This is a genomic window from Aeromonas sp. R1-2 (assembly GCF_040908505.1).
Classification (GTDB): Bacteria; Pseudomonadota; Gammaproteobacteria; order Enterobacterales; family Aeromonadaceae; genus Aeromonas; species Aeromonas veronii.
Genome location: NZ_JBFODU010000059.1, coordinates 14,777 through 35,669, shown reverse-complemented (window position 1 = coordinate 35,669; position 20,893 = coordinate 14,777). Strand labels below are relative to the sequence as shown.

General features: G+C 60.2%; 22 protein-coding genes. 2 read left to right on the top strand and 20 right to left on the bottom strand.

Annotated elements, in window-relative coordinates:
* Position 1: 1 nt before the first annotated feature.
* From AB5Y76_RS20150 to folE, 3 genes are all read right to left on the bottom strand, one after another.
* A complete protein-coding gene (locus tag AB5Y76_RS20150) occupies positions 2-1,657 on the bottom strand; it encodes a methyl-accepting chemotaxis protein (RefSeq protein ID WP_263716783.1) in 1,656 nt (551 codons plus the stop codon).
* A gap of 273 nt (positions 1,658-1,930) precedes the next feature.
* Positions 1,931-4,018, bottom strand: a complete 2,088-nt coding sequence (locus AB5Y76_RS20145) for a methyl-accepting chemotaxis protein (protein ID WP_263716784.1) — start codon at positions 4,016-4,018, stop codon at positions 1,931-1,933.
* A 255-nt stretch (positions 4,019-4,273) separates the two neighbouring features.
* Positions 4,274-4,930: a GTP cyclohydrolase I FolE gene (gene folE / locus AB5Y76_RS20140; RefSeq protein WP_005334419.1), complete on the bottom strand. Its 657-nt coding sequence runs from the start codon at positions 4,928-4,930 to the stop codon at positions 4,274-4,276.
* Between the two features lie 309 nt (positions 4,931-5,239).
* On the opposite strand from folE, the gene moeA reads away from it, so the two are divergent.
* Together moeA and moeB are read left to right on the top strand one after the other, a co-directional pair.
* Positions 5,240-6,466, top strand: coding sequence for a molybdopterin molybdotransferase MoeA (gene moeA, locus AB5Y76_RS20135; protein ID WP_318528140.1), 1,227 nt, complete (start codon positions 5,240-5,242; stop codon positions 6,464-6,466).
* Positions 6,463-7,218: a molybdopterin-synthase adenylyltransferase MoeB gene (gene moeB, locus AB5Y76_RS20130; RefSeq protein ID WP_181497171.1), complete on the top strand. Its 756-nt coding sequence runs from the start codon at positions 6,463-6,465 to the stop codon at positions 7,216-7,218. Before moeA ends, moeB begins: the two co-directional genes overlap by 4 nt.
* Before the next feature lie 71 nt (positions 7,219-7,289).
* On the opposite strand, the gene AB5Y76_RS20125 is transcribed toward moeB, so the two are convergent.
* The 17 genes from AB5Y76_RS20125 to napF form a co-directional block, all read right to left on the bottom strand.
* On the bottom strand, positions 7,290-8,048 hold the full coding sequence (locus AB5Y76_RS20125; RefSeq protein WP_235671844.1) for a hypothetical protein: 759 nt from the start codon (positions 8,046-8,048) through the stop codon (positions 7,290-7,292).
* Positions 8,041-9,084 carry a plasmid segregation protein ParM domain-containing protein gene (parM, locus tag AB5Y76_RS20120; RefSeq protein WP_103252105.1) on the bottom strand — a complete coding sequence of 348 codons (1,044 nt, stop codon included), beginning with the start codon at positions 9,082-9,084 and terminating at the stop codon, positions 8,041-8,043. The genes AB5Y76_RS20125 and parM overlap by 8 nt, the downstream gene beginning before the upstream one ends.
* 105 nt (positions 9,085-9,189) lie before the next feature.
* On the bottom strand, positions 9,190-9,966 hold the full coding sequence (locus AB5Y76_RS20115) for an alpha/beta fold hydrolase (RefSeq protein WP_263716786.1): 777 nt from the start codon (positions 9,964-9,966) through the stop codon (positions 9,190-9,192).
* 91 nt (positions 9,967-10,057) lie between these two features.
* Entirely contained in the window at positions 10,058-11,158 is a 1,101-nt protein-coding gene (gene modC / locus AB5Y76_RS20110) for a molybdenum ABC transporter ATP-binding protein (RefSeq protein WP_263716787.1), read from the bottom strand.
* Positions 11,155-11,835 carry a molybdate ABC transporter permease subunit gene (gene modB, locus AB5Y76_RS20105; RefSeq protein WP_005334429.1) on the bottom strand — a complete coding sequence of 227 codons (681 nt, stop codon included), beginning with the start codon at positions 11,833-11,835 and terminating at the stop codon, positions 11,155-11,157. Before modB ends, modC begins: the two co-directional genes overlap by 4 nt.
* 111 nt (positions 11,836-11,946) lie before the next feature.
* Positions 11,947-12,675, bottom strand: coding sequence for a molybdate ABC transporter substrate-binding protein (gene modA, locus AB5Y76_RS20100; protein ID WP_236302323.1), 729 nt, complete (start codon positions 12,673-12,675; stop codon positions 11,947-11,949).
* Positions 12,676-12,762: 87 nt separating this feature from the next.
* Entirely contained in the window at positions 12,763-13,236 is a 474-nt protein-coding gene (gene moaE, locus AB5Y76_RS20095) for a molybdopterin synthase catalytic subunit MoaE (protein ID WP_236271315.1), read from the bottom strand.
* A 2-nt stretch (positions 13,237-13,238) separates the two neighbouring features.
* Positions 13,239-13,484, bottom strand: a complete 246-nt coding sequence (gene moaD / locus AB5Y76_RS20090; RefSeq protein ID WP_005353453.1) for a molybdopterin synthase sulfur carrier subunit — start codon at positions 13,482-13,484, stop codon at positions 13,239-13,241.
* Positions 13,481-14,005, bottom strand: a complete 525-nt coding sequence (moaC, locus tag AB5Y76_RS20085) for a cyclic pyranopterin monophosphate synthase MoaC (RefSeq protein WP_064340971.1) — start codon at positions 14,003-14,005, stop codon at positions 13,481-13,483. Before moaC ends, moaD begins: the two co-directional genes overlap by 4 nt.
* Before the next feature lie 9 nt (positions 14,006-14,014).
* Complete coding sequence (gene moaB / locus AB5Y76_RS20080; protein ID WP_064340970.1) at positions 14,015-14,521, bottom strand: molybdenum cofactor biosynthesis protein B; 507 nt, start codon at positions 14,519-14,521, stop codon at positions 14,015-14,017.
* A gap of 242 nt (positions 14,522-14,763) precedes the next feature.
* Positions 14,764-15,354, bottom strand: a complete 591-nt coding sequence (locus AB5Y76_RS20075) for a cytochrome c3 family protein (RefSeq protein ID WP_005353459.1) — start codon at positions 15,352-15,354, stop codon at positions 14,764-14,766.
* 11 nt (positions 15,355-15,365) lie between these two features.
* Positions 15,366-15,821 carry a nitrate reductase cytochrome c-type subunit gene (locus tag AB5Y76_RS20070; protein WP_005334452.1) on the bottom strand — a complete coding sequence of 152 codons (456 nt, stop codon included), beginning with the start codon at positions 15,819-15,821 and terminating at the stop codon, positions 15,366-15,368.
* Complete coding sequence (napH, locus tag AB5Y76_RS20065; RefSeq protein ID WP_179902152.1) at positions 15,821-16,696, bottom strand: quinol dehydrogenase ferredoxin subunit NapH; 876 nt, start codon at positions 16,694-16,696, stop codon at positions 15,821-15,823. The genes AB5Y76_RS20070 and napH overlap by 1 nt, the downstream gene beginning before the upstream one ends.
* Entirely contained in the window at positions 16,693-17,430 is a 738-nt protein-coding gene (gene napG, locus AB5Y76_RS20060; protein ID WP_263716788.1) for a ferredoxin-type protein NapG, read from the bottom strand. The genes napH and napG overlap by 4 nt, the downstream gene beginning before the upstream one ends.
* Before the next feature lie 15 nt (positions 17,431-17,445).
* Positions 17,446-19,935 carry a nitrate reductase catalytic subunit NapA gene (gene napA, locus AB5Y76_RS20055; protein WP_263716789.1) on the bottom strand — a complete coding sequence of 830 codons (2,490 nt, stop codon included), beginning with the start codon at positions 19,933-19,935 and terminating at the stop codon, positions 17,446-17,448.
* Positions 19,936-20,036: 101 nt separating this feature from the next.
* A complete protein-coding gene (locus tag AB5Y76_RS20050; protein ID WP_236340688.1) occupies positions 20,037-20,291 on the bottom strand; it encodes a chaperone NapD in 255 nt (84 codons plus the stop codon).
* Between the two features lie 29 nt (positions 20,292-20,320).
* Positions 20,321-20,863, bottom strand: coding sequence for a ferredoxin-type protein NapF (napF, locus tag AB5Y76_RS20045; RefSeq protein WP_213386471.1), 543 nt, complete (start codon positions 20,861-20,863; stop codon positions 20,321-20,323).
* Positions 20,864-20,893: the final 30 nt, after the last annotated feature.

Sequence of the window (20,893 nt, the reverse complement as noted above, 5' to 3'; positions counted from 1 at the left end):
CTTAGAGGGTGAAGCGTTGGGTCATATGGTGCAGGGTGTTGGCCAGCTTGCTCAGCTCGCCACAAGCCTGGGCGATCTGATGAGCGCCCTGGGCATTCTCGTCAGCGGCATTGTGAATGTTGACGATGCTGCGGTTGAGCTCTTCGGTCACCGCATTCTGCTCTTCGGTGGCGGTGGCGATCAGGGTGTTCATGTCGGTGATGCGCACCACGGCACCGTTGATGGTCTCGATACTGGTACCGGCATCCCGCGCCAGACCGACACTCTCCTGCATCTGGTGACGGCTCAGTTGCATGGCGTTGCCCGCCTCGGCGGCGCGGCTCTGCAGCAGCTCGATCATCTTGCTGATCTCGGCGGTGGAGTCCTGGGTACGCTGGGCCAATGAACGCACTTCATCCGCAACGACCGCAAAACCACGGCCCTGCTCACCGGCACGGGCTGCTTCGATGGCGGCGTTAAGGGCCAGCAGGTTGGTCTGACCGGCAATATCGCGGATCACATCCAGCACAACGCTGATGTTGGCGCTGTCGGCCTCCAGCTGCTGCACTACTGTGCCAGCCTGCTCAATCTTGACCGACACCTCTTCGATGCTGGCAATGGAGCTGCGAACCACTTCGCTGCCAGCAGCAGAGGTGCGGGAGGCATCCTTGGCGGCGCTCATGGCATCCGTGGTGTTGCGGGCCACTTCGTTGACGGTGGACTGCATCTCGTTCATGGCGGTCGCCACCTGGGAGACTTCGTTCTGCTGGATGGCCATGCCGCTGGCTGACTGGCTGGAGATAGCGCTCACCTCCTCCACTGCGCTGCTGAGTTGGCTCACGGAGCCGGCGATCTCGCTCACCAGATCGGAGAGGGAGCCCTGCATCCGGTTGATGGCAGAACCCAGCTGACCCAGTTCATCGCGGTTGAAGCGGCTGTCACGGATCCACTGCTGCAGTTCGCCCTGACCCAGATCGCCATTGGCAATACGCTGGGCCTGACGGGCCAGCATGATCAGCGGGTCGCGGATCTGGCGGGTCAGTACCACGGAGAGCACCACCACAAGGATCAGACCGAGCACCAGCGCGATGGTGACACTCAGATTGGCGGATTGATAAGAGTCGACAATGTCGCTGCGGGATTCAGACGCATAACCATGGTTAATCTGGATAAGGGAGGCCACTGACTTGCTCAGCGCGGTATAAAGGGGAACCCCCTCCTCAAGGAAGATGCGTTGGGCTTCGGCAAGCTGATCGCTGTCTTGCAGCTGTTTGACTCGCTGGTGCAGGGCGACGTAACGATCCCAGTCCGATTTCACCGTATCGAAGGTACGGCGCTCCGCCACATCCTCAGGCCAGATCGTCTTGTCATGGGCAATCAGCTGCTGCGCGATCGCGTTAAGCTGTTGACTGGCAATATTCCGATATTCAGCCCTTTTCAGCGGCTCGGCAGCCACCACGAAATAACCCAGCTCATAACGACGCAACTCACCGAGAGAATCCCCGATCGCGCTGGTGCGATTGACCGCTGGCAAGATGCTGTCGGTAAAACGGATGGCATCAGCGTTCATATTGCCAAACTGAACAAGAGAAAAACCGCCGATAAAGGCGACCATCAAACCGAGCACAGCGAAGCCGGCCGAAAGCTTTTTACCTATGGTCATGGAACTGGTATTCATGGGATATCCTGGTGGTCGTTAAATTCGTAGCACTCGTCCGGTTCACGCCCTCCTGGCATGAACTATCTGGCCACCTGTTCAGTAGCGCACCATCCAACCTTGATGAATATCTCTGAATTCCATGAGCGGCAGCGAGAGCCGTAAGGGGGCGCTAGAATAGCGGGATTATGGGGGCACGGGAAGCATCTTTTGATTAATAATCACCCAATATAGATACCCCCGCATAACACGGGGGTCTTTTGGATGAAAGCTCAACGATAAAGGAGTGCAAGCTTAATAGTGGAAGCGCCCAATCTTGTCCATCACATCGCTGGCTAACTTATGCATCTGCTGACTTTGTTCATCCTGCTGGTTAGCCAAACGGGTCGATGCGGTTGCCGCGTCATGAATGTTGCTGACATTTCGACTGATATCATCGGTGACCTTGGACTGCTCCTCTGCCGCACTGGCAATCTGGGTCGCCATATCCTGGATCCGGTCTGCCGACATAACTATCGTCGCAAGCTCGGTCACGGCAAGCTCTGCATCCTGCAATGCCAGCTCACTCAAGTTTTTCCCCTCTCCCATGGTACTCACAGCTTCTGCCGTGGTCTGACGAAGGCGCTCGATCATGCCCTGGATCTCTTTGGTTGAAGCCTGGGTTTTGGACGCCAATCCCCTGACCTCATCCGCCACCACCGCAAACCCCCGACCATGTTCCCCGGCACGAGCGGCCTCAATCGCTGCATTCAGAGCCAACAAATTGGTCTGTTCCGAAATGGTACGAATCACATCGAGAATCGAACCGATCTGTTGACCCTGTTGCTGCAACTCGGCAATCCGCTGTGCCACCACATCTACTTGCACACTCAGCTCACGGATACCACTAGCGGAATTACTCACCACATGCTGACCTCTATGCACCGCTTTGCGGGTCTCATCTACAGCATCAGCGGTAATCTGTGCACTGCTGGAGACGGAGTCCGCCGTCGAGGCCATTTCGTGGATGGCTGCTGCAACCAGTTCAATCTCTTCCAATTGCCGATGGCTATTGGACAATCCTTGCTGAGCCAGCTCGGCAGATTGGTGGGCAGCTAGCTGCAAGTCGCGGCCACTTCGTGCCGTATCACTCACAATATGATGAATAGTGCTGACAAACCGGTTGATCCCCTCAGCCAACTCGCCAGTCTCATCTTTACGCATCACATTGAGGCGTTGGGTCAAGTCCCCTCCAGCGGCAGAAAGACGTCTGACCATGCTGGCGGTCTGTTGTACCGGGCGCGAGATGGATCCGGCAGCCCAGGCCAAGCCGACAAGACCAAGGCATGCCACCACGATCCCAACCAGCAGTTGCATCCACAAACTCTCGCTGAAATCAGCGGCTCTCGCCTGTTCAGCCTGATCAGCATCTGCAAACAGCGCCGTATCAGCCACCTCAATGATGATCCCCCAGGCTTTAGTGACCCCTTTAAGATGGATTGGCACCAGCACGCGCAACTGACCCGAAACTTGCTGACTACTGGCCTCTCCCTTGTTGAGCAGATCCATCAAGCCAGACTCTTCAAGCCGCCCCCCGATCACATCAGGTTGCGCCGAATCCGCGGCGATGATGCCGTGTGGACTGATGATCCTGACCCGGCTCTGGCCAGAGAACACCTGGCCACTTACCTGCTTGGCCAACTGTTGCAGGTAGTTGAGGGAATAGTCGACCCCGACCATCCCCAGATAGCGGCCCTGATCCAGAACGGGCACAACAAAAGAGGTCAAGAGCGTCGGTTGGCCATTCACGGTATAAACGGAAGGGTCGACAGCACAGGCTGCCTTGCTCTCCATCGGACAGAGATACCATTCCGATGCTCGGATACCGGTCTTGCTCAAACTCTTGCTGTAGTAGTCGCCCAGCGGTTTGATTGTGAACCCGGCTGGACCACGACTCCAGTAGGGGGCAAAGTTGCCAGTGGCCTGGCTATGTACCCCGTCAGTCAAATACGTACTGTCCTGACCATCAAAGGTATTTGGCTCCCAACCACTGTAGATACTGAGAAAGTCGCTGTTCCGTTCAGCAACATCCTTGAGCAAGGCAGTCACGGTAGCCCGGTCCAATGGCCTGGGTTGATGAACATTGCCAGCCAGCATGGCGGCAAGTGTCTCTGCTGTATTAAGGGCTTGTTCAAAGGTGCCTGCGATCTCGCCGGCTTGTTGACCAGCCAGAGCCACCAGCCATCGTCCGGCATCCTGACGAGTTGTCTCGCGCATTTCGCCCTGAATACCACCTTGCATAGTCGCAAGAGACAGATAGCTATACCCGACCACACTCAACACGGTAGCCAGTAAAATACAGCCACCAAAAAACATGACCTGATGTTTAATTGAACGAAACACGGCTACTCCAACCTGTAAATGATGCCCTGCTGGTAATGGCAAGCATCTTAAGAGGGGACAGGTTGGTTCCGAAGAGCTACCAGTCAGGATTTTCACACTTTGAGCGTTCGATCACGAACATGAAATATTCGCTTACGAAAATAGAGAAAGTGGTCGATACAGGCTCGCCATCTCTGGCTATCGTCCATAAAAACGCCAGCAATGGCTGCTGGCGTCTCGTTTATTCAGCGTGGCGGTTACAAAACAACCGCCATCTTATCCGCGCAGGCCACCGAGAAACTCGGCCCGGGTATCGGGCTGGGTCTTGAACACCCCGCCGAGGGAGGTGGTGGTGGTATAGGAGGTGGAGTCCATCACTCCGCGCGCCTTGACGCAGTAGTGAGTCGCCTTGATGCTGATGGCCACATCCTTGGTGCCGAGCAGGGTCTGCAGCGCCAGCAAGATCTGCTGGGTGAGCCGCTCCTGCACCTGGGGACGGCGAGCGAAGAACTGCACGATGCGGTTGATCTTCGACAGGCCAATCACCTTGCCCCGAGGGATATAGGCCACATGAGCCATGCCGTCGATGGTGACGAAGTGGTGTTCGCAGGTGCTGGTGAGGCTGATGTCCCGCACCATGATCATCTCGTCCACCTGCATCTTGTTCTCGATCACCGTCACCTTGGGGAAGGTGGAATAGTCGAGGCCTGAGAAGATCTCGTTGACGTACATCTTGGCGATGCGATGCGGCGTCTCGGCCAGACTGTCATCGGTCAGATCCAGCCCCAGCGTCTCCATGATGGAGCGCATATGGCCTTCGATCTTCTCCCGCTTCTGCTGGCTGTTCAGCTCGTTGGTGACCAGGGGGGTTTCCAGTCCCTGGGCTTCGAGGGCAGCCCTGACCAGCAAGGCTTCCGGACTTAAGGTTGTCATTATCTTCTCTCCCACGCTCAGGGACTGTGAGGGCTGCTCAAGGAGCAACCCCTTATGTTATGGCTGCGTACAGGGCCGACGGTATCGCTGTAATGGTCGCCACACAGGATGTGACAGCCATCTGTTATGGCGGCATAGTAAACGGCCATTGCCGCCAAGATTCAAGTCAACTTGTGCGTCACCTCATACTTTATGGCCATCACCCCCCGTTTTAGCGCCGATTACCCCGAGATTCCCTTGAGATAACCTGCCCATCCCCGGGGATTTTTGTGATAATCCCGCCTTCAATCATAGAAAGAGGTCATGACGATGGGATTTGATACCAGCGGACTACTCCCCTTAAGCGATGCCCTGCAAGGGATGCTGGAACAACTCGCCTGCTGCTGCGACAGCGAGCAGCAGCCCCTGCCAGAGGCCCTTGGCCGGGTTCTTGCCAGCGACATCGCCTCTCCCCTCGCCGTGCCCCCCTTCGACAACTCCGCTATGGACGGTTACGCCGTGCGCCTTTCGGATCTCGCCAGCGGCACCCCGCTCATCATGGCGGGCAAGGCGTTTGCCGGTCAGCCCTATCAGGGCGAGTGGCCCGCCGGCCACTGCGTGCGGATCATGACCGGCGCCCCGGTTCCCGCAGGCACCGATGCGGTGGTGATGCAGGAAGAAACGCAGGCCGACGGCGATCGGATCACTTTTCTGGCACAACCCGAACCGGGCCAGAATATCCGCCGCGCCGGCAGCGATATCGGCAAGGGCGCCTGCGTGCTGCCTGCCGGTACTCGCCTCACCCCGCGCGAAATGCCACTGCTGGCCTCCCTCGGCGTGGCTACTGTCGCGGTGCGTCGCCCGCTGAAAGTGGCCATCTTCAGCACCGGCGACGAGCTCAAACCGGTTGGTACCCCGCTCGCCCACGGCGATATCTATGACTCCAACCGCTACGGCGTGCGGGCCATGCTGGCGCGCATGGGCTGCGACTGCCTCGACCTTGGCATCATCCCCGACGATCCCGCCCAGCTGCGCGCCGCCTTTATCCGCGCCGACGAAGAGGCCGATGTACTCATCACCACCGGCGGCGTCTCGGTGGGGGAAGCGGACTTCACCAAACAACTGCTGGACGAGCTCGGCGAGATTGGCTTCTGGAAGCTGGCCATCAAGCCGGGCAAGCCGTTTGCCTTTGGCCGTCTGCCCCGCGCCTGGTTCTTCGGCCTGCCGGGCAACCCCGTCTCCGCCATGGTCACCTTCGATCAGCTGGTGCAACCGGCGCTGGCCAAGCTGGCGGGCCAGCAGTTCGAGCGCACGCTCCAGCTGCAAGCCATTGCGGCCGAACCACTCAAAAAGAGCCCGGGCCGACTCGACTTCCAGCGCGGCATTCTGAGTCAGGGACCAAACGGCCTCGAGGTGCGCAGCACTGGCTCGCAGGACTCCGCCGTGTTCAGCTCACTGTCGCGAGCCAACTGCTACATCGTTCTTGAACGGGAACGGGGCCGCGTCGCCGCGGGCGAGACGGTGACCGTGGAGCCATTCGGGGGATTGCTGCTGTGAGCGAGATCCTGAGCGACGCCGAACTGCTGCGCTACAACCGCCAGATCATCCTCAAATCCTTCGACTTCGAGGGACAGGAGGCGCTCAAGCAGGCCCGTGTGCTGGTGATCGGCGCCGGTGGCCTTGGCTGTGCTGCTGGCCAGTATCTGGCAGTGGCCGGGGTTGGCCAGCTCACCCTGGTCGATTTCGACAAGGTGGAGCTCTCCAACCTGCAGCGTCAGGTGCTACACAACGATGAGCGCATCGGTCACTACAAGGTGGACTCAGCAGCGCAGTCGCTTCGTGCCCTCAATCCCTGGCTCAACGTCGAGACCCACGCTACCGTGGCCGATGAGGCGCTGCTCGATACCCTGCTGCCACGGCATCAGCTGGTGCTCGATTGCACCGACAACCTGGCCATTCGCAACCTGCTGAATCAAAAGGCACGCCAGCACAAAATACCGCTGGTCAGTGGCGCCGCCATCCGGCTGGAGGGTCAGCTCTGCAGCTTCACCTGGCAGGAAGATGAGCCCTGCTACGCCTGCCTCAGCGCCCTGTTTGGCGAGCAGGCCCTCACCTGCGTCGAGGCGGGAGTGCTCGCCCCCGTAGTGGGATTGGTGGGCAGCCTGCAAGCGCTGGAAGCTATCAAACTCTTGGCAGGCATGGGCAAAAGCTACAGCGGCCGCCTGCTAATGATCGACGGCCTAAGCGGCACTTTCCGCGAGATGAAGCTGCCCAAGCGCCCCGACTGCCCCGTCTGCTCCCATCCTTGACGCAAACGGGATCAAAAAAGCCGACCCCTGTGGTTCGGCTTTTTATTTCAATGTAGCAACGACATCTGAGATCAGAAGATCCCTTTGGCTTTGACCTTTTTCATACTGGCCACCTGACTGGAGAGATCCTCGATCAAAGGTTCTGCCTCTGTGCCGACAACACTCTGTCGAGCGGGGGCACTGGCCAGTCGCTGGATCAATCTGTGCTGCTCGCGGATCAGCCGGGATTGCTCTTCCAGTTGGCGAGAGAGCAGCTGGATACTGCTGGCAAGGGGAGCCAGATCCTGCTCGGCCCCTGCTGATGGCAGCTTGCCAGCGATGGCTTCGGCCAGCTGGTCATGATCCAGTGCGGCAGGCAGTCCTTGCCTGAGTTCATCCCACATCTCGCTGGGTTGCTGCTCGCCGAGCCGGCTGACAATCTCGTCCACCAGTGAAGTGGTATCACTCTGTCCCAGCTGTGGAGCCAGTCTGGCCACAATCTCGTCGATCATCACATCTGCGGCAGGCTGCGCCTCGCCAGCGACCTCCCCCAGATTGAAACCACAGCTGGCAAAGGCATGACGCAGGGTCGTCATGCTCACCTGCTCCGGCCCCAGCGCATTGGCAATCGCTTTGCAGAGGTTGGGCGCCAGCACGTACATGAACATGCCGGAGAGGTAGATATCCTTGTGGAAACGGCTCTTGGAGAAGTCAAACTCCTCGGTGCCCTCCTGGATCTTTCGCGCCCGTTGATACCAGTTCTGCAATACCCCGACCGCATAGCGATCAGACTCCAGCGCACCCGGATCCATATAGATGGAGAAGGTCATGCGCTTGAGTTGACTACTCATCGTCAACCTCGGCCATCACAGGCGCTTCGCGATAGACTTCATCCTCTTCCGTGGTATAGAGGCAGATTTCGCGAGCCAGCGCGGACTGGGCATCGTCCAGCAGCTCGACACGGTCACCCAGGGTGGGATAGGCCGCCTTGATCGCGTCATAAATCAGTGACGCACCGCCACCGACCAGATAGACACGGTTCGGGTTCTTGGCAAACTTCTTCGCTTCATGTGCAACCTGAGTGCCCAGCTCGTCGATCTTGTTTTGCATTTTCTCGAGGATCTTGGGGATCTGGCTCTCATCGTTGACCACATCGCGTACAAAGCTCATGTCGTGACGACGCTTGATAAATTCGTTGGCCACCAGATAGCTGGAGTCGCTGTCTGCTGCGGCCAGCGCCTTGCGGGTAGCGTCGGTGACCATGGAGACACCGATCTCGTTGTTACCGTAGACATCGGAGACATCATCAAACTCACCGACGATGATCCCCATATCCAGAGTGGTGCCGCCACAGTCGATCACCAGAGTCTTGGTGAACTCGTTACAGCCTGAACCAATCAGACGGGAGAGCGCAGCAGGCAGACTCTCCGGCATCACTTCGACACTGACGATATTGAACAGCTCGCCCTTGTTAAGGGTGATTGGACGCATCAGGTTGCGACGTTTCTTCTCGATCTTCTCTTCGTTGCGCTGGCAATCGTCCGGGTTGTAAAACTCGGTGATGGGCAGGGTCACGGTAATGGCGACATCGCACGGCGTCACACCGGTCTGCAACAGGGCATGATGCACGGAGAGCAAGTTGAGATCGTCATACTGGTACTCCACATGAGTGGTGGCCAGAGACTTGTCGGAAGTCGCGTCGTAGGTGTACTTGGTGTTGCCTATCTCGTAGTTGTAGATCTTCTTGTCTTTACGCAATGCGGCGCTCTTCCAGTCCTTGCGAAAGGAGTTGGGAGAGATGATGGTCTTGAGCACCTTGTTCTCAATCCAGCTCACCTTGACGTTGGTCGAGCCATCATCGATGGCCATTTTCATTACTTCAGACATGAGGAAACACCTGTTAATAGATCAGAAATGGGTCCGATTGCCTTGCCTTATGCCTTTGGCAAGGCGATCGAACCAATACATACACGGGGTAAAAGGGCGACAAGTTTAATGGGTTTCTAAAATCCGGTGAAGCAAATGATTAAATCCGGAAGGATCTTCCGCGGGCCAGGCGTGGTGGCCGTTGGGGGTGTGGATGGTGGCGTTGGGCAGGGCAGCAAACTGCTCTACCCGTTTGGCCAGCGGCAGGTAGTCGTGACTGGTGGAGATGATGGCCACCGGCTGCCAGATGGTGCCGAGCCGGGCGCGTACAGACCAGCCGGGTAACGCCTCCAGCAGCGCCTTGTAGGTTTTCTTTTTATTGCGCATGAAACGCAGCCGGAAGGTGTGGCGCACCTGCGCCAGATCCGGGCCCGGGAAGAGCTCGCGTCCCAACCACCAGGCGAGGGGGCGCATGCCAAACCAGCGCAGCCACTTGAGGCGCTGGGCGTAACGCTCCTGCTCTTTGGGGCTCTCCAGCAGAAACTCGCTAAAACCGTTGACCAGCACCAGCCCCTGCACCTTGTGGGGCAGTTGCAGCGCCAGCTCCAGCGCGACCATGGCCCCGAGCGACAATCCCACCACCCAGGCGGGTTCTGGCTGCTCGTCGAGCCAGTTCACCACATCGGCTGCCAGGGTCGCCACATCGAACGGCCCCTCCTGCATGCTCTGGCCGTGGCCGCGCAAGTCCAGCGCCACCACCCGGTAGTGTTCGGAAAACCGTTCGAGCTGCGCCTGCCAGTCGAGGCTGGAGGAGCCCAGCCCATGCAGCAGCAACAGCAAGGGGCCCTCCCCCGCGCTGCGCAGGGCAAGACCGTTGAATTTCATCACCTGATTGCGGCGCATCAGTGTATTGCCTCTCGACTCATCACCTGAACCATCTCTCGTTGTTATGTTGCCCGTGGCCATCCTGCCACGTTATCAGCACGGCGCCCAATCAGCCTTCGCTGACCAGACTCACCGCCTTGATATAAGCGTAGATCTGCTGCTTAGGCGCCAGCGCCAGCCGCCTGGCGGAGCGGCTGGTGATCCGGGCCAGCAGTATCTGCTCACCCAGCGCCAACTGCAACAGGGTCTGGCCGGGGCGCACCTCGCGCACCGCCAGCAGACGGGTGACGAGACAGTTGGATAGACTGGAGTGCTCGATGGGTGCCGTGGCGATCACCACATCCCGCCCCGCCACCTTGATCTGCAAGGGGCCGCTCTCATCCGGCACATGGGTCATGGTAACCCGCAGCTGCTGCTCACCAAGCTGCAAGGTCGCCATCTGCTCCTCTTCATCGTAGTGAGAGAGGGTCGCCGCCAGCATCACCCCGGCATCGTCACGGCTGGCGAGCGAGAGATCCGTTCGGGCGAAGATTTCGCTCGGCCGACCTTGCGCCTCCACCCTGCCACCTTCCAGCAGCACCAGCTGATCGCAGAGCAGGCTCACCTCCTCCATGGCGTGGCTGACGAAGATCATCGGAATGCCGCTCTCCTGCTGCAACCCCTTGAGCACATGGGCCTGATGGATGCGGCTGCGCCGATCGAGCGCCGAGAAAGGCTCATCGAGCAGCAGCAGATCGGGCTCGGCCAGCAGCGCCCGCCCCAATGCTACCCGCTGGCGTTGGCCGCCAGAAAGCGCATGGGCAGGCTGCCCCAGCAGATCAACAAAACCGAGCCGCGCCGCCAGCGCCTCGGGCTGCCAGCGCCCTCGCCCCTTGCGGGCCGCCAGTTGCAGATTGCCGAGCACCGTCAGATGGGGGAAGAGGCGCGAGTCCTGAAATACCAGTCCGATCCGGCACGCTTCGGGCAGCAGTTGAGCATACTCCCGATCGCGCCACCGCAAGCGATCCCCGCTTTGGCGATCGAGTCCGGCGATGATGCGCAGCAGTGTGCTCTTGCCACAGCCCGAGGGGCCGAACAGGCCGAGGATCCCCCCCAGCTCGAGGGTCAGTGCACAATCGAGGGTAAAGGGGCCAAACTCGCGCCGGGCATGGAGGTTCAGGGCATGGCGGTGCGGCTCGTTCACTGGCGGCATAGTGGCGGGCTGGTTCATCCAAACACTCTCCGCTGTCGGCGCTGCAACACCCCGTAGACCAGCACCAGCATCACCAGCGAGAAGGCCATCAGGCCGCCCGCCAGATAGTGGGCTTGTCGGTAATCCATCGCCTCCACATGATCAAACAGGGCAATCGAAAGCACCTGGGTCTCGCCGGGGATATTGCCGCCAATCATCAGCACCACGCCAAACTCCCCCAATGTATGGGCAAAGCCAAGGGCCGCCGCCATCACGAAGCTGGGCAGGGTCATCGGCAAGATGATGTGGAAGAAGCGCTCCAGTGGGCCAAGCCCCAGGGTCGCAGCAGCTTCCAGCTCCTTGTTGCCCATGTTGACGAAAGCGGAGGTGAGCGGCTGCACCACGAACGGCAGCGAATAGAGGATGGAGGCAAACAGCAGGCCGAGAAAGCTGAAGGCGAGCGGGGCGCCAAAGGTGTCGCGCCACCAGGCGCCGAAACCATATTCGGGGGAGAAAGCGAGCAGCAGATAAAAACCCAGCACTGTGGGAGGGAGCACCAGCGGCAGCGCCACCAGCGCCTCCACCAGCGGCCGCAGCCGGTTCTGACTGCGCGACAGCCACCAGGCCAGCGGCGGTGCCAGCAACAGCAAAATCGCTGTGGTGCAGGCCGCAAGCTTCAGGGTGAGCCAGACCGCCAGCAGATCCCCTTCACTCATTACCGACCTCCCGGTTGATAAATGCCCCCAACGGCATGGTATCCATCCTTATTGCAAAGAGTGGCCGACTCGAAGGCAGACCACTCAGGGTATCGCATCAGGCCCATCCCCTTATTGGGGCAAGGCATAACCCGCCGCCTTGATCTGCGCCTGACCCGGCCCCTTGAGCCAGGCCACCAGCGCCTCGACCGCGGCGCCTTTCTTCAATACCAGCCCCTGCTGCTCGATAGGGGGATAGAAGCTCGCAGGCACTGCCCAGGCTTCGCCAGTCTTGCCCGCTTCCACCAGATTGGCCCAGGCGACAAAGCCCAGCTCGGCATTGCCGGTGTCGACAAATTGCCAGGTCTGGCCGATGTTGGCACCGGTCAGCAGCCGGTACTGCTTGGGATCGATCTTGAGATGGGTGAGGGTCGCCATGGCGGCAGCACCATAGGGAGCAGTGCGGGCATTGGCGATGGCGAGGTTGCCTTTCCAGCTGCGCAGGGTCGCCTCGTCAGGGGCCGGCCCCCCTTTCTTCCACAGCCCCAGCTGGCCGATGGCGTAGGTGAAGCGATCGCTCCCCTTGCCCTCTTTTTCCAGCTTCTCGGGGGTCGCCGCATCGGCGGAGAGGAAGAGATCGAACGGTGCGCCGTGACTGATCTGGGTGTAGAGCACGCCGGTGGCGGCAGACGAGATGGCCAGGGTGTGGCCGGTCTTGGCGGTAAACTCCTTGCCAATACGCTCGATGGTTCCCTTGAAGTTGGCCGCCACGGCCACTTTCACTTCATCGGCCTGCACGACACCGGTATGCAAGGTGGCGGCGCAGACACCGACGATGACAACAGATAACAGCGGTTTCATTCCCTTTCTCCTGATGGGGCCCGCACATCCGCGCCCCTTGGCGGGGCCGTGGTTCCCGTTGAACCTGCGCCCCTCGTGATGAACAGGTCAGTCTTGCCAGCGGGCGGCGGCGGCGTTGTCGCTCTCCTTGGCCTCGACCCAGCGTTGCACACCCTCGGCGGTCAGCTCTTTTTTCCAGAACGGCGCCCGGGTTTTCAAGAAATCCATGATGAAGTGACAGGCATCAAAAGCGGCGTCGCGGTGGGCACTGCTCACCGCCACCAGCACGATTTGATCGCCAAGCCACAACTCGCCGATACGATGAATGAGGGTACACTCCTGCAGCGGCCAGCGGCGGCGGGCCTCCTGCACGATATCGGCCAGCGCCTTCTCGGTCATACCGGGGTAGTGCTCGAGGGCCAGCCCCTTCACCTCCTCCCCCTGATTGAAGTCGCGCACCTTGCCAACGAAAGTGACAATGGCGCCACTGTCTGGGCGGGTGGCTAGGCGGGCATATTCGTCCGCCAGCGAGAAATCCTCCCGCTGGACCAGAATGCGATCCGTCATAGTTGCCTCGCTCATCCTTAACCTCCGGTCACCGGCGGGAAGAAGGCCACCTCATCGCCATCATTGATGGGGGTATCGAGGGGCACCAAGGTCTGATTGACCGCGACCAAGAGCTTGCCTGCTTCCAGCGCCAGCGCCCACTTGTCGCCGCGTTCACAGAGCGCCGCGCGCAGTTGTTCGGCGGTGGCGTAGTCGCAGGGCAGGCTCAGCTCGTCACACGCAACCAGCTCTCTTACTTGCGCAAAAAACAGTACCTTGATCATGCTTGCTCCCCGCTATTTGACCCCAGCTGAAAATGGCCGGACTTGCCGCCCTTTTTCTCTACCAGCCGCACCTGTTCGATCACCATGTCCTTTTGCACCGCCTTGCACATGTCGTAGATGGTCAACGCCGCTACCGACGCGGCGGTCAGCGCCTCCATCTCGACACCAGTCTTGCCGGAGAGCTTGCAGAGGGTGCGGATATGCACCTTGTGCTGCTCGGGCAGCGGCACTATCTCCACCTCGACTTTGGTCAAGGCCAGCGGATGGCAGAGGGGGATAAGATCAGAGGTCTTCTTGGCGGCCATGATACCGGCGATGCGGGCGGTGGCGAACACGTCCCCCTTGTGGTGCTGGCCGCTCAGGATCAGCGCCAGGGTCTCGGGGGCCATGGCAACAAACGCCTCGGCACGGGCTTCGCGCTCGGTCACCAGCTTGTCAGTGACATCCACCATATGGGCTTCGCCGCTCTGGTTCAGATGCGTCAGGTTGGGCTGGGTCTGCTTGGGATCGGTCTGGTTCATCGCTTGCTCTCAGAGGTGGGAGACAAAGTTGCATGGCTTGGTGCGGGCATCGAGCTGATCGCGGATCAGTTGCTCCCAACCCAGCTGACAGGCGCCGGTGGAGCCGGGCAGACAGCAGATCAGGGTGCGATTGGCGAGTCCCGCCAGTGCACGGCTCTGCATGGCGGAGCCTTTAATCTCGGCAAAAGAGAGCTGACGGAACATCTCGCCAAAACCCTGTACGGTGCGCTCAAACAGCACACCGACCGCTTCCGGTACCCGGTTCTGTTCATTGAAGCCGGTACCGCCGTTGATCAGCACCACCTGCACCCCTTCATCGGCGATCCACTCGCTCACCTGGGCTCGAATGCGAAACAGGTTGTCCGGGCAGAGCGCCCGATCGGCCAGCTGATGGCCTGCGTCGGTAAGGGCCGAGACCAGATAGTCGCCCGAGCTGTCATCGGCGGCAGTGCGGCTGTCGGAAACCGTCAGCACGGCGATCTTGAGGGGAATAAATGCGTTGTGTTTCTGTCCCATCGGGCAGCTCCTTGTGGCTATGGGCCGTCAACGAGGCAGGAAGAGAAGGGGTATGAGAGGCCAGCTGTCAGGGCGCAAAAACTGACGCAGACAGAGGTGACCAACTTGCTCAAGCGTGTGACGGCGGGCTGATTCTATCAAAGGTTTCACGAGATATGGGATTTAAAAGACACACAAATCTGATGCTTGTCCCATATATGAACAAAACGCAGGCCGGGTAAACCCGGCCTGTCGTCGCAGGATCAGAACCCTTTCACCCCGGTCATGTCGGGCAGCTGGTGAGCGATCCCCTTGTGACAGTCGATGCAGGTACTTTCACCACTGGCCAGATTGGTAGAGTGCATCTTGGCGGCACGCTGCCCCTGCAGGGAGAAGTCCATGTACTCGAAGTTGTGGCAGTTGCGGCACTCGCGCGAATCGGTCTCTTTCATTCGTTGCCACTCCCGCTCTGCCATCTCGCGTCGGTGCGACTCGAACTTCTCGCGGGTATCCACCTTGCCGGTGATCATGCCCCACAGCTCCTTGGAAGCCTGCACCTTGCGGATGATCTTGTAGGTCCACTCATGGGGTACGTGGCAATCCGGGCAGCTGGCCCGCACGCCGGAGCGGTTGGCGTAGTGGATGGTATCGCGATACTCCTCGAACACGTTGTCCTTCATCTCGTGACAGCTGGTGCAGAAGGCCTCGGTGTTGGATGCTTCCATGGCGGTGTTGAAGCCACCCCAGAAAATCACGCCACCGAAGAAGCCCATCAGCAGGATGACCCAGAGAGCCGCCTTCGATGGTGACTTGAAGGTGGTCCACAGACGCTGGATAAAGCCGGGTAATTTCATCTATGGATTCCTCAGTTCAGCGCTTCAACCGGTTTAAAGGTATTTTCCACCAGCGGCTTGGCATCCGCTTGCGGTACATGGCACTGCAGGCAGAAGTAGCGACGCGGCGACACTTCACCCAGGGTCAGGCCGTCGCGGGTCTCGAAGTGAGTCGGGCTGATCTTGGGGGCCTTCATGGCGCTGGCATTCTTGAAGCTGTGGCAAGCCAGGCACTTGTTGACCTTGGTATCCACCTCGTAGTTGCGAATGTCATGGGGGATCAGCGGCGGCTGATGCATGTACTGGCGATCGTAGGGTGCGCCATCCTTGCGGAAGTTTTTCAGGGGCGCGGCGGTGGCATCGGTCACCAGATCGGTGGCGCCACGCTCGGACTTGAGGCCACCGGTACTGTTGGTGATCTCGGGGGCCGCTGCCATCAAGGATCCCGCCATCAGGCAGGCCAGCATTGCTCCAATCAGCTTTTTCATTATTTGTTCTCCGACGTTTTTTCTGCCTTGACGGCAAAACCTACAGTGATTTCAAAAACTTGTTCCGCGCAGACATCGATGCAGCGGCCACAGTTGGTACACTCCTGAGCCGCAATCAAGGGCCCGTGACCGCGCTTGGCACCGTGAACAGGCCCGCGCAGGATGGGACGCTCCGGGCAGACCGTATAACAATCCATGCAGTTGTTGCACCGCTCGCGCCCCTTGGCAGAAATCTTGATAAATCCGACCCGGTTGACCAGGGCATAGAAGGCCCCCACCGGACAGAGATGACCGCACCAGCCCCGCTCAACCACGAAGAGATCGAACAGGAATAGCGCCGCCAGCAGAGCCCAGCCCGTCCCCATGCCAAACAGCAGACCGCGCATGGCCAGCGACACAGGATTGACCAGCTCCCACGCCATCACCCCGACCACCGCTGGCACCACCAGCACCATGGCCAGCAACCAGTAGCGGGTCGCACGGCTGAACTGGCCGTTGCCCTTTAATCCAAGTCGCCCCCGGAGCCAGGCTGCGGCATCCGTGATAAGGTTGACCGGACAGACCCAGGAGCAGAACACCCGCCCCCCGACCAGCCAGTAGCCGGCCTGTACAATGGCAGCCCCTAGCCAGAGGGTGGTGATGGGCCAGTGACCCGCCGCCAGCGACTGCAACAGCGTGAGGGGATCGGTCAGCGGCACCGTCTCCAGCAACAGCGAGCTGGAGAGGTTGCCCTTGAGGATCCAGATACCCGCCAACGGCCCCAGCAAAAACAGCCCGAGCACGCTGAACTGACTCAGCCGACGCAGCAACAGGAAGCGGTGGGAACGCCACCACCCCAGCTTGATGCGAGCATCTTCCCCCGGATAACGACTCATAACCCCTCCGGTTTGCGGGTGGGCAGGGTGAGCCTGTCGCCGATGAGCGACTTGTTCCCCGCCTTGGCCTTCTCTTCCCAGCCGAGCCGGTAGTGATGACCCAGCTCACCTTTGGCGAGCTGGCGTGGCACCACCTTGATGGCCGCTTCCTCCAGCACGCAGGCATGCTCGCACTTGCCACAGCCGGTACAGATATCGCTGTGTACCGTGGGCAGGAACATGGCGTGTTTGCCGGTACGCTGGTTATGCTGCAGCTCAAGAGTGATCGCCTTGTCAATCAGCGGGCAGACCCGATAACAGACATCGCAGCGCAGCCCCAGATAGTTGAGGCAGGTCTCGTGATCGATGAGCACTGCCACCCCCATCCGGGCCTGATCGATGTCGGTCATCTGCTGATCCAGCGCCCCGCTCGGACAGGCCACCACACAAGGGATGTCATCACACATCTCGCAGGGCACGGCACGCGCCTTGAAATAGGGGGTGCCAGTGGTCACAGGGTCAAACAGCCGGGCGAGCTTGAGGGTGTCGTAGGGGCAGGCCTCAACGCAGAGCCCGCAACGCACGCAGGCACCGAGAAACTCAGCTTCGTCGAGGGCGGCGGGCGGACGCAGCGCCTGGGCAGGCACAGCTTGTGCCTGCTGGCGGGCCATGCCGCCGAGCCACACGCCAAGCAGGCCCACACCGCAGGCCCCCTTGGCCATGTCGGCCAGAAACTGGCGACGACTACGACTCATCTCGTACTCCCCGCCTTAAGCCTTCATCACCTTGACGGCGCACTTCTTGTAATCGGTCTCTTTCGAGAGCGGATCGGTGGCATCCAGGGTCAGCTTGTTGACCAGCTGGCTGGCATCAAAGAAGGGCATGAAGACCAGTCCTTTCGGCGGACGGTTGCGACCACGGGTCTCGACACGGGTCTTCACCTCGCCACGGCGGGAGGAGACGATCACCTCTTCACCACGGCGCACGCCGCGAGCCTTGGCATCGTCCGGGTGCATGAAGAGCACCGCATCCGGGAAGGCGCGATAAAGCTCGGGTACCCGACGGGTCATGGTGCCGGTGTGCCAGTGCTCCAGCACGCGGCCGGTGGAGAGCCACAGATCGTACTCTTTATCCGGCGACTCGGCAGCGGGCTCGAACGGCAGGGCGAAGATGACCGCCTTGCCATCGGGCTTGCCATAGAAGCGCACCCCCTCGCCCGCTTTCACATAGGGGTCGAACCCTTCGCGATAGCGCCACAGGGTCTCTTTGCCATCTACCACAGGCCAACGCAGACCACGGGCTTCGTGGTACTGATCGAACGGAGCCAGATCGTGACCGTGGCCACGACCGAAGGTGGCGTACTCCTCGAACAACCCCTTCTGGACATAGAACCCGAAGTGCTCGGCCTCGTCGTTCAGCAGACCTTTGCTCTGCTCTTTCGGGAACTGGTTGACCTGACCGTTGGCATAGAGCACATCGAACAGGGTTTTGCCCTTCACTTCCGGCATCTTGGCAACCAGCTCAGCCGGCCACACTTCCTCGACTTTGAAGCGCTTGGAGAACTCCATCAGCTGCCACAAGTCGGACTTGGCCCCTTCCGGCGCTTTCACCTGCTGGTGCCAGAACTGGGTGCGGCGCTCGGCGTTGCCGTAGGCCCCCTCTTTCTCCACCCACATGGCGGTGGGCAGAATGAGGTCAGCGGCCTGGGCAGTGACGGTCGGGTAAGGGTCAGAGACCACGATGAAGTTGCGCGGATCGCGATAGCCAGGCAGGCGATCGGTATTCATGTTGGGGCCAGCCTGCATGTTGTTGTTACACATCACCCAGTAGGCGTTGAGCTTGCCATCTTTGAGCATGCGATCCTGCAGCACGGCGTGGAAACCCACCTTGTCGGGAATGGTCCCCTCCGGCAGTTTCCAGATCTGCTCGGCAATGGCGCGGTGTTTGGGCTCGGTCACCACCATGTCGGCAGGCAGACGGTGGGCAAAGGTACCCACTTCACGCGCGGTGCCACAGGCAGAGGGCTGGCCGGTCAGTGAGAAAGGACCATTACCCGGCTCGGAGATCTTGCCGGTCAGCAGGTGGATGTTGTAGCAGAGGTTGTTGGCCCAGACGCCACGGGTATGCTGGTTGAAACCCATGGTCCAGTAGGAGACCACCTTCTTGCTCGGGTCGGCATAGAGCTTGGCCAGCTTTTCCAGCTTCTCTTTGGAGACGCCGGAGAGCTTGGAGACCGACTCCACATCGTAATCCGCCACGAACTTGGCAAACTCCTCGAAGGTCATCGGAGTGGCATCGCCGCTATCCGGGTTCTTCGCTTTCTGCTGCAGCGGATCGGTCGGGCGCAGGCCGTAACCGATGTCGGTGGCCCCCTTCTTGAACACTGTGTGCTTGTTGACGAAGTCCCAGTTCACCTTGTCGTTCTGGATGATGTAGTTGGCGACATAGTTGAGGATCGCCAGATCGGTCTGCGGGGTGAACACCATGCCGTTGTCCGCCAGCTCGAAGCTGCGGTGCTCGAAGGTAGAGAGCACGTGCACCTGCACATCCGGGTTGGAGAGGCGACGATCAGACATCCGCGACCAGAGGATGGGGTGCATCTCGGCCATGTTGGAGCCCCACAGCACGAACGCATCGGCCTGTTCGATATCGTCGTAGCAGCCCATCGGTTCGTCCATGCCGAAGGTACGCATGAAGCCGACGACCGCAGAGGCCATGCAGTGACGGGCATTGGGGTCGATGTTGTTGGAGCGGAAACCGGCCTTCATCAGCTTGGCGGCAGCATAGCCTTCCCAGACGGTCCACTGGCCGGAGCCGAACATGCCGACGGCGGTCGGCCCCTTCTCTTTCAGGGTCGCCTTGAACTTCTCGGCCATGATGTCGAACGCCTGATCCCAGCTGATGGGGGCGAAGTCGCCATCCTTGTCGAACTGGCCGTTCTTCATCCGCAGCATCGGCTGGGTCAGGCGATCCTGGCCGTACATGATCTTGGAGAGGAAGTAGCCCTTGATGCAGTTGAGGCCACGGTTGACCGGTGCATCGGGGTCGCCCTGAGTCGCCACGACCCGACCATCCTGAGAGCCCACCAGCACGGAGCAGCCGGTACCGCAGAAGCGGCAGGGAGCCTTATCCCAATGGATGGCAGTCTTGTCGGTACTGGTGATGAGATTGGCTGCCAGCGTGGGGGCACTGACACCGGCCACGGCAGCGGCAGCTGCCACCGCGTTGGCCTTCATAAAGTCGCGTCGACTCAGCTTCATGGCATATCCTCACATTGCTTATCGCGTAATAGTTGTCGAATCTGTCGAACGGGAGCCAGCCATCAGCGGCAGAGGGCACGCCCGGCATCCCATCACTCTTTTCAGTGACCGCCCAGTTCATCGAACTGGTGGTAAATCAGGGCGGCTGAGAGCACACCCGGCATCGCCTGTATCGCATCAATGGCCGCCATGATCGGCCGCTGGCTCGGACCTTCCAGGGTCACGACCAGCTTCCCCTCGTCACTGACGGCGTGGATCTCGGCCCCTTCAAGGGCACCAATCTGCTCGGCGAGCTGATAGCGCAAGGGGGGCTGGGTCAGCACCACCAGACTCGATACATGGAACTCCTGATCCATTGTGGCTTCTGTGTCACACGGCTTCTGACTCATTCTGACTCCTGCTTGAGGGTGGGCTGGCTCGCACCACCGGATGGGGCGGCTCGCCCGTCGACCTTGATGCTGCCAACCGGACAATCCTGCACACAGGCGCCGCAGCCATTACAGCGGTCCGGCTCGACCGTCGGGGTGGGCACACGCCCCAGCACCGGAATAAAACGAATGGCATTGGGCTCACAGCTGTCCTGACAGCGCTGGCAGAACACCTGACCATTGGCCAGACAGTTGGCTTCGATATGGGCCTTATAGTGCCAGGGGGACTCGCTGGTCGGGCGAAACAGCGGCGCCTTGCAGATCGTGACGCACTCGGTGCAGAAGGTGCATTCGCCACGCTGGAAATCGACCACCGGAAAACCACCCTCGCCATTCACCAGGATCTGCTCCGGACAGGCAGCCAGACAGTCCCCGCAGCGGGTGCAGTCGGCGACAAATGCCGACCAGTTGACTGACCAGGGCAACTGCACCGGCGGTTCGGCAGTTCTCAGCCGCCCCCGGAACAGGCCGCGGCGGGCAAGATCGATCTCATCCGGCATGTTGACTCCTGTTCTGGTGAAAAAGGGGAC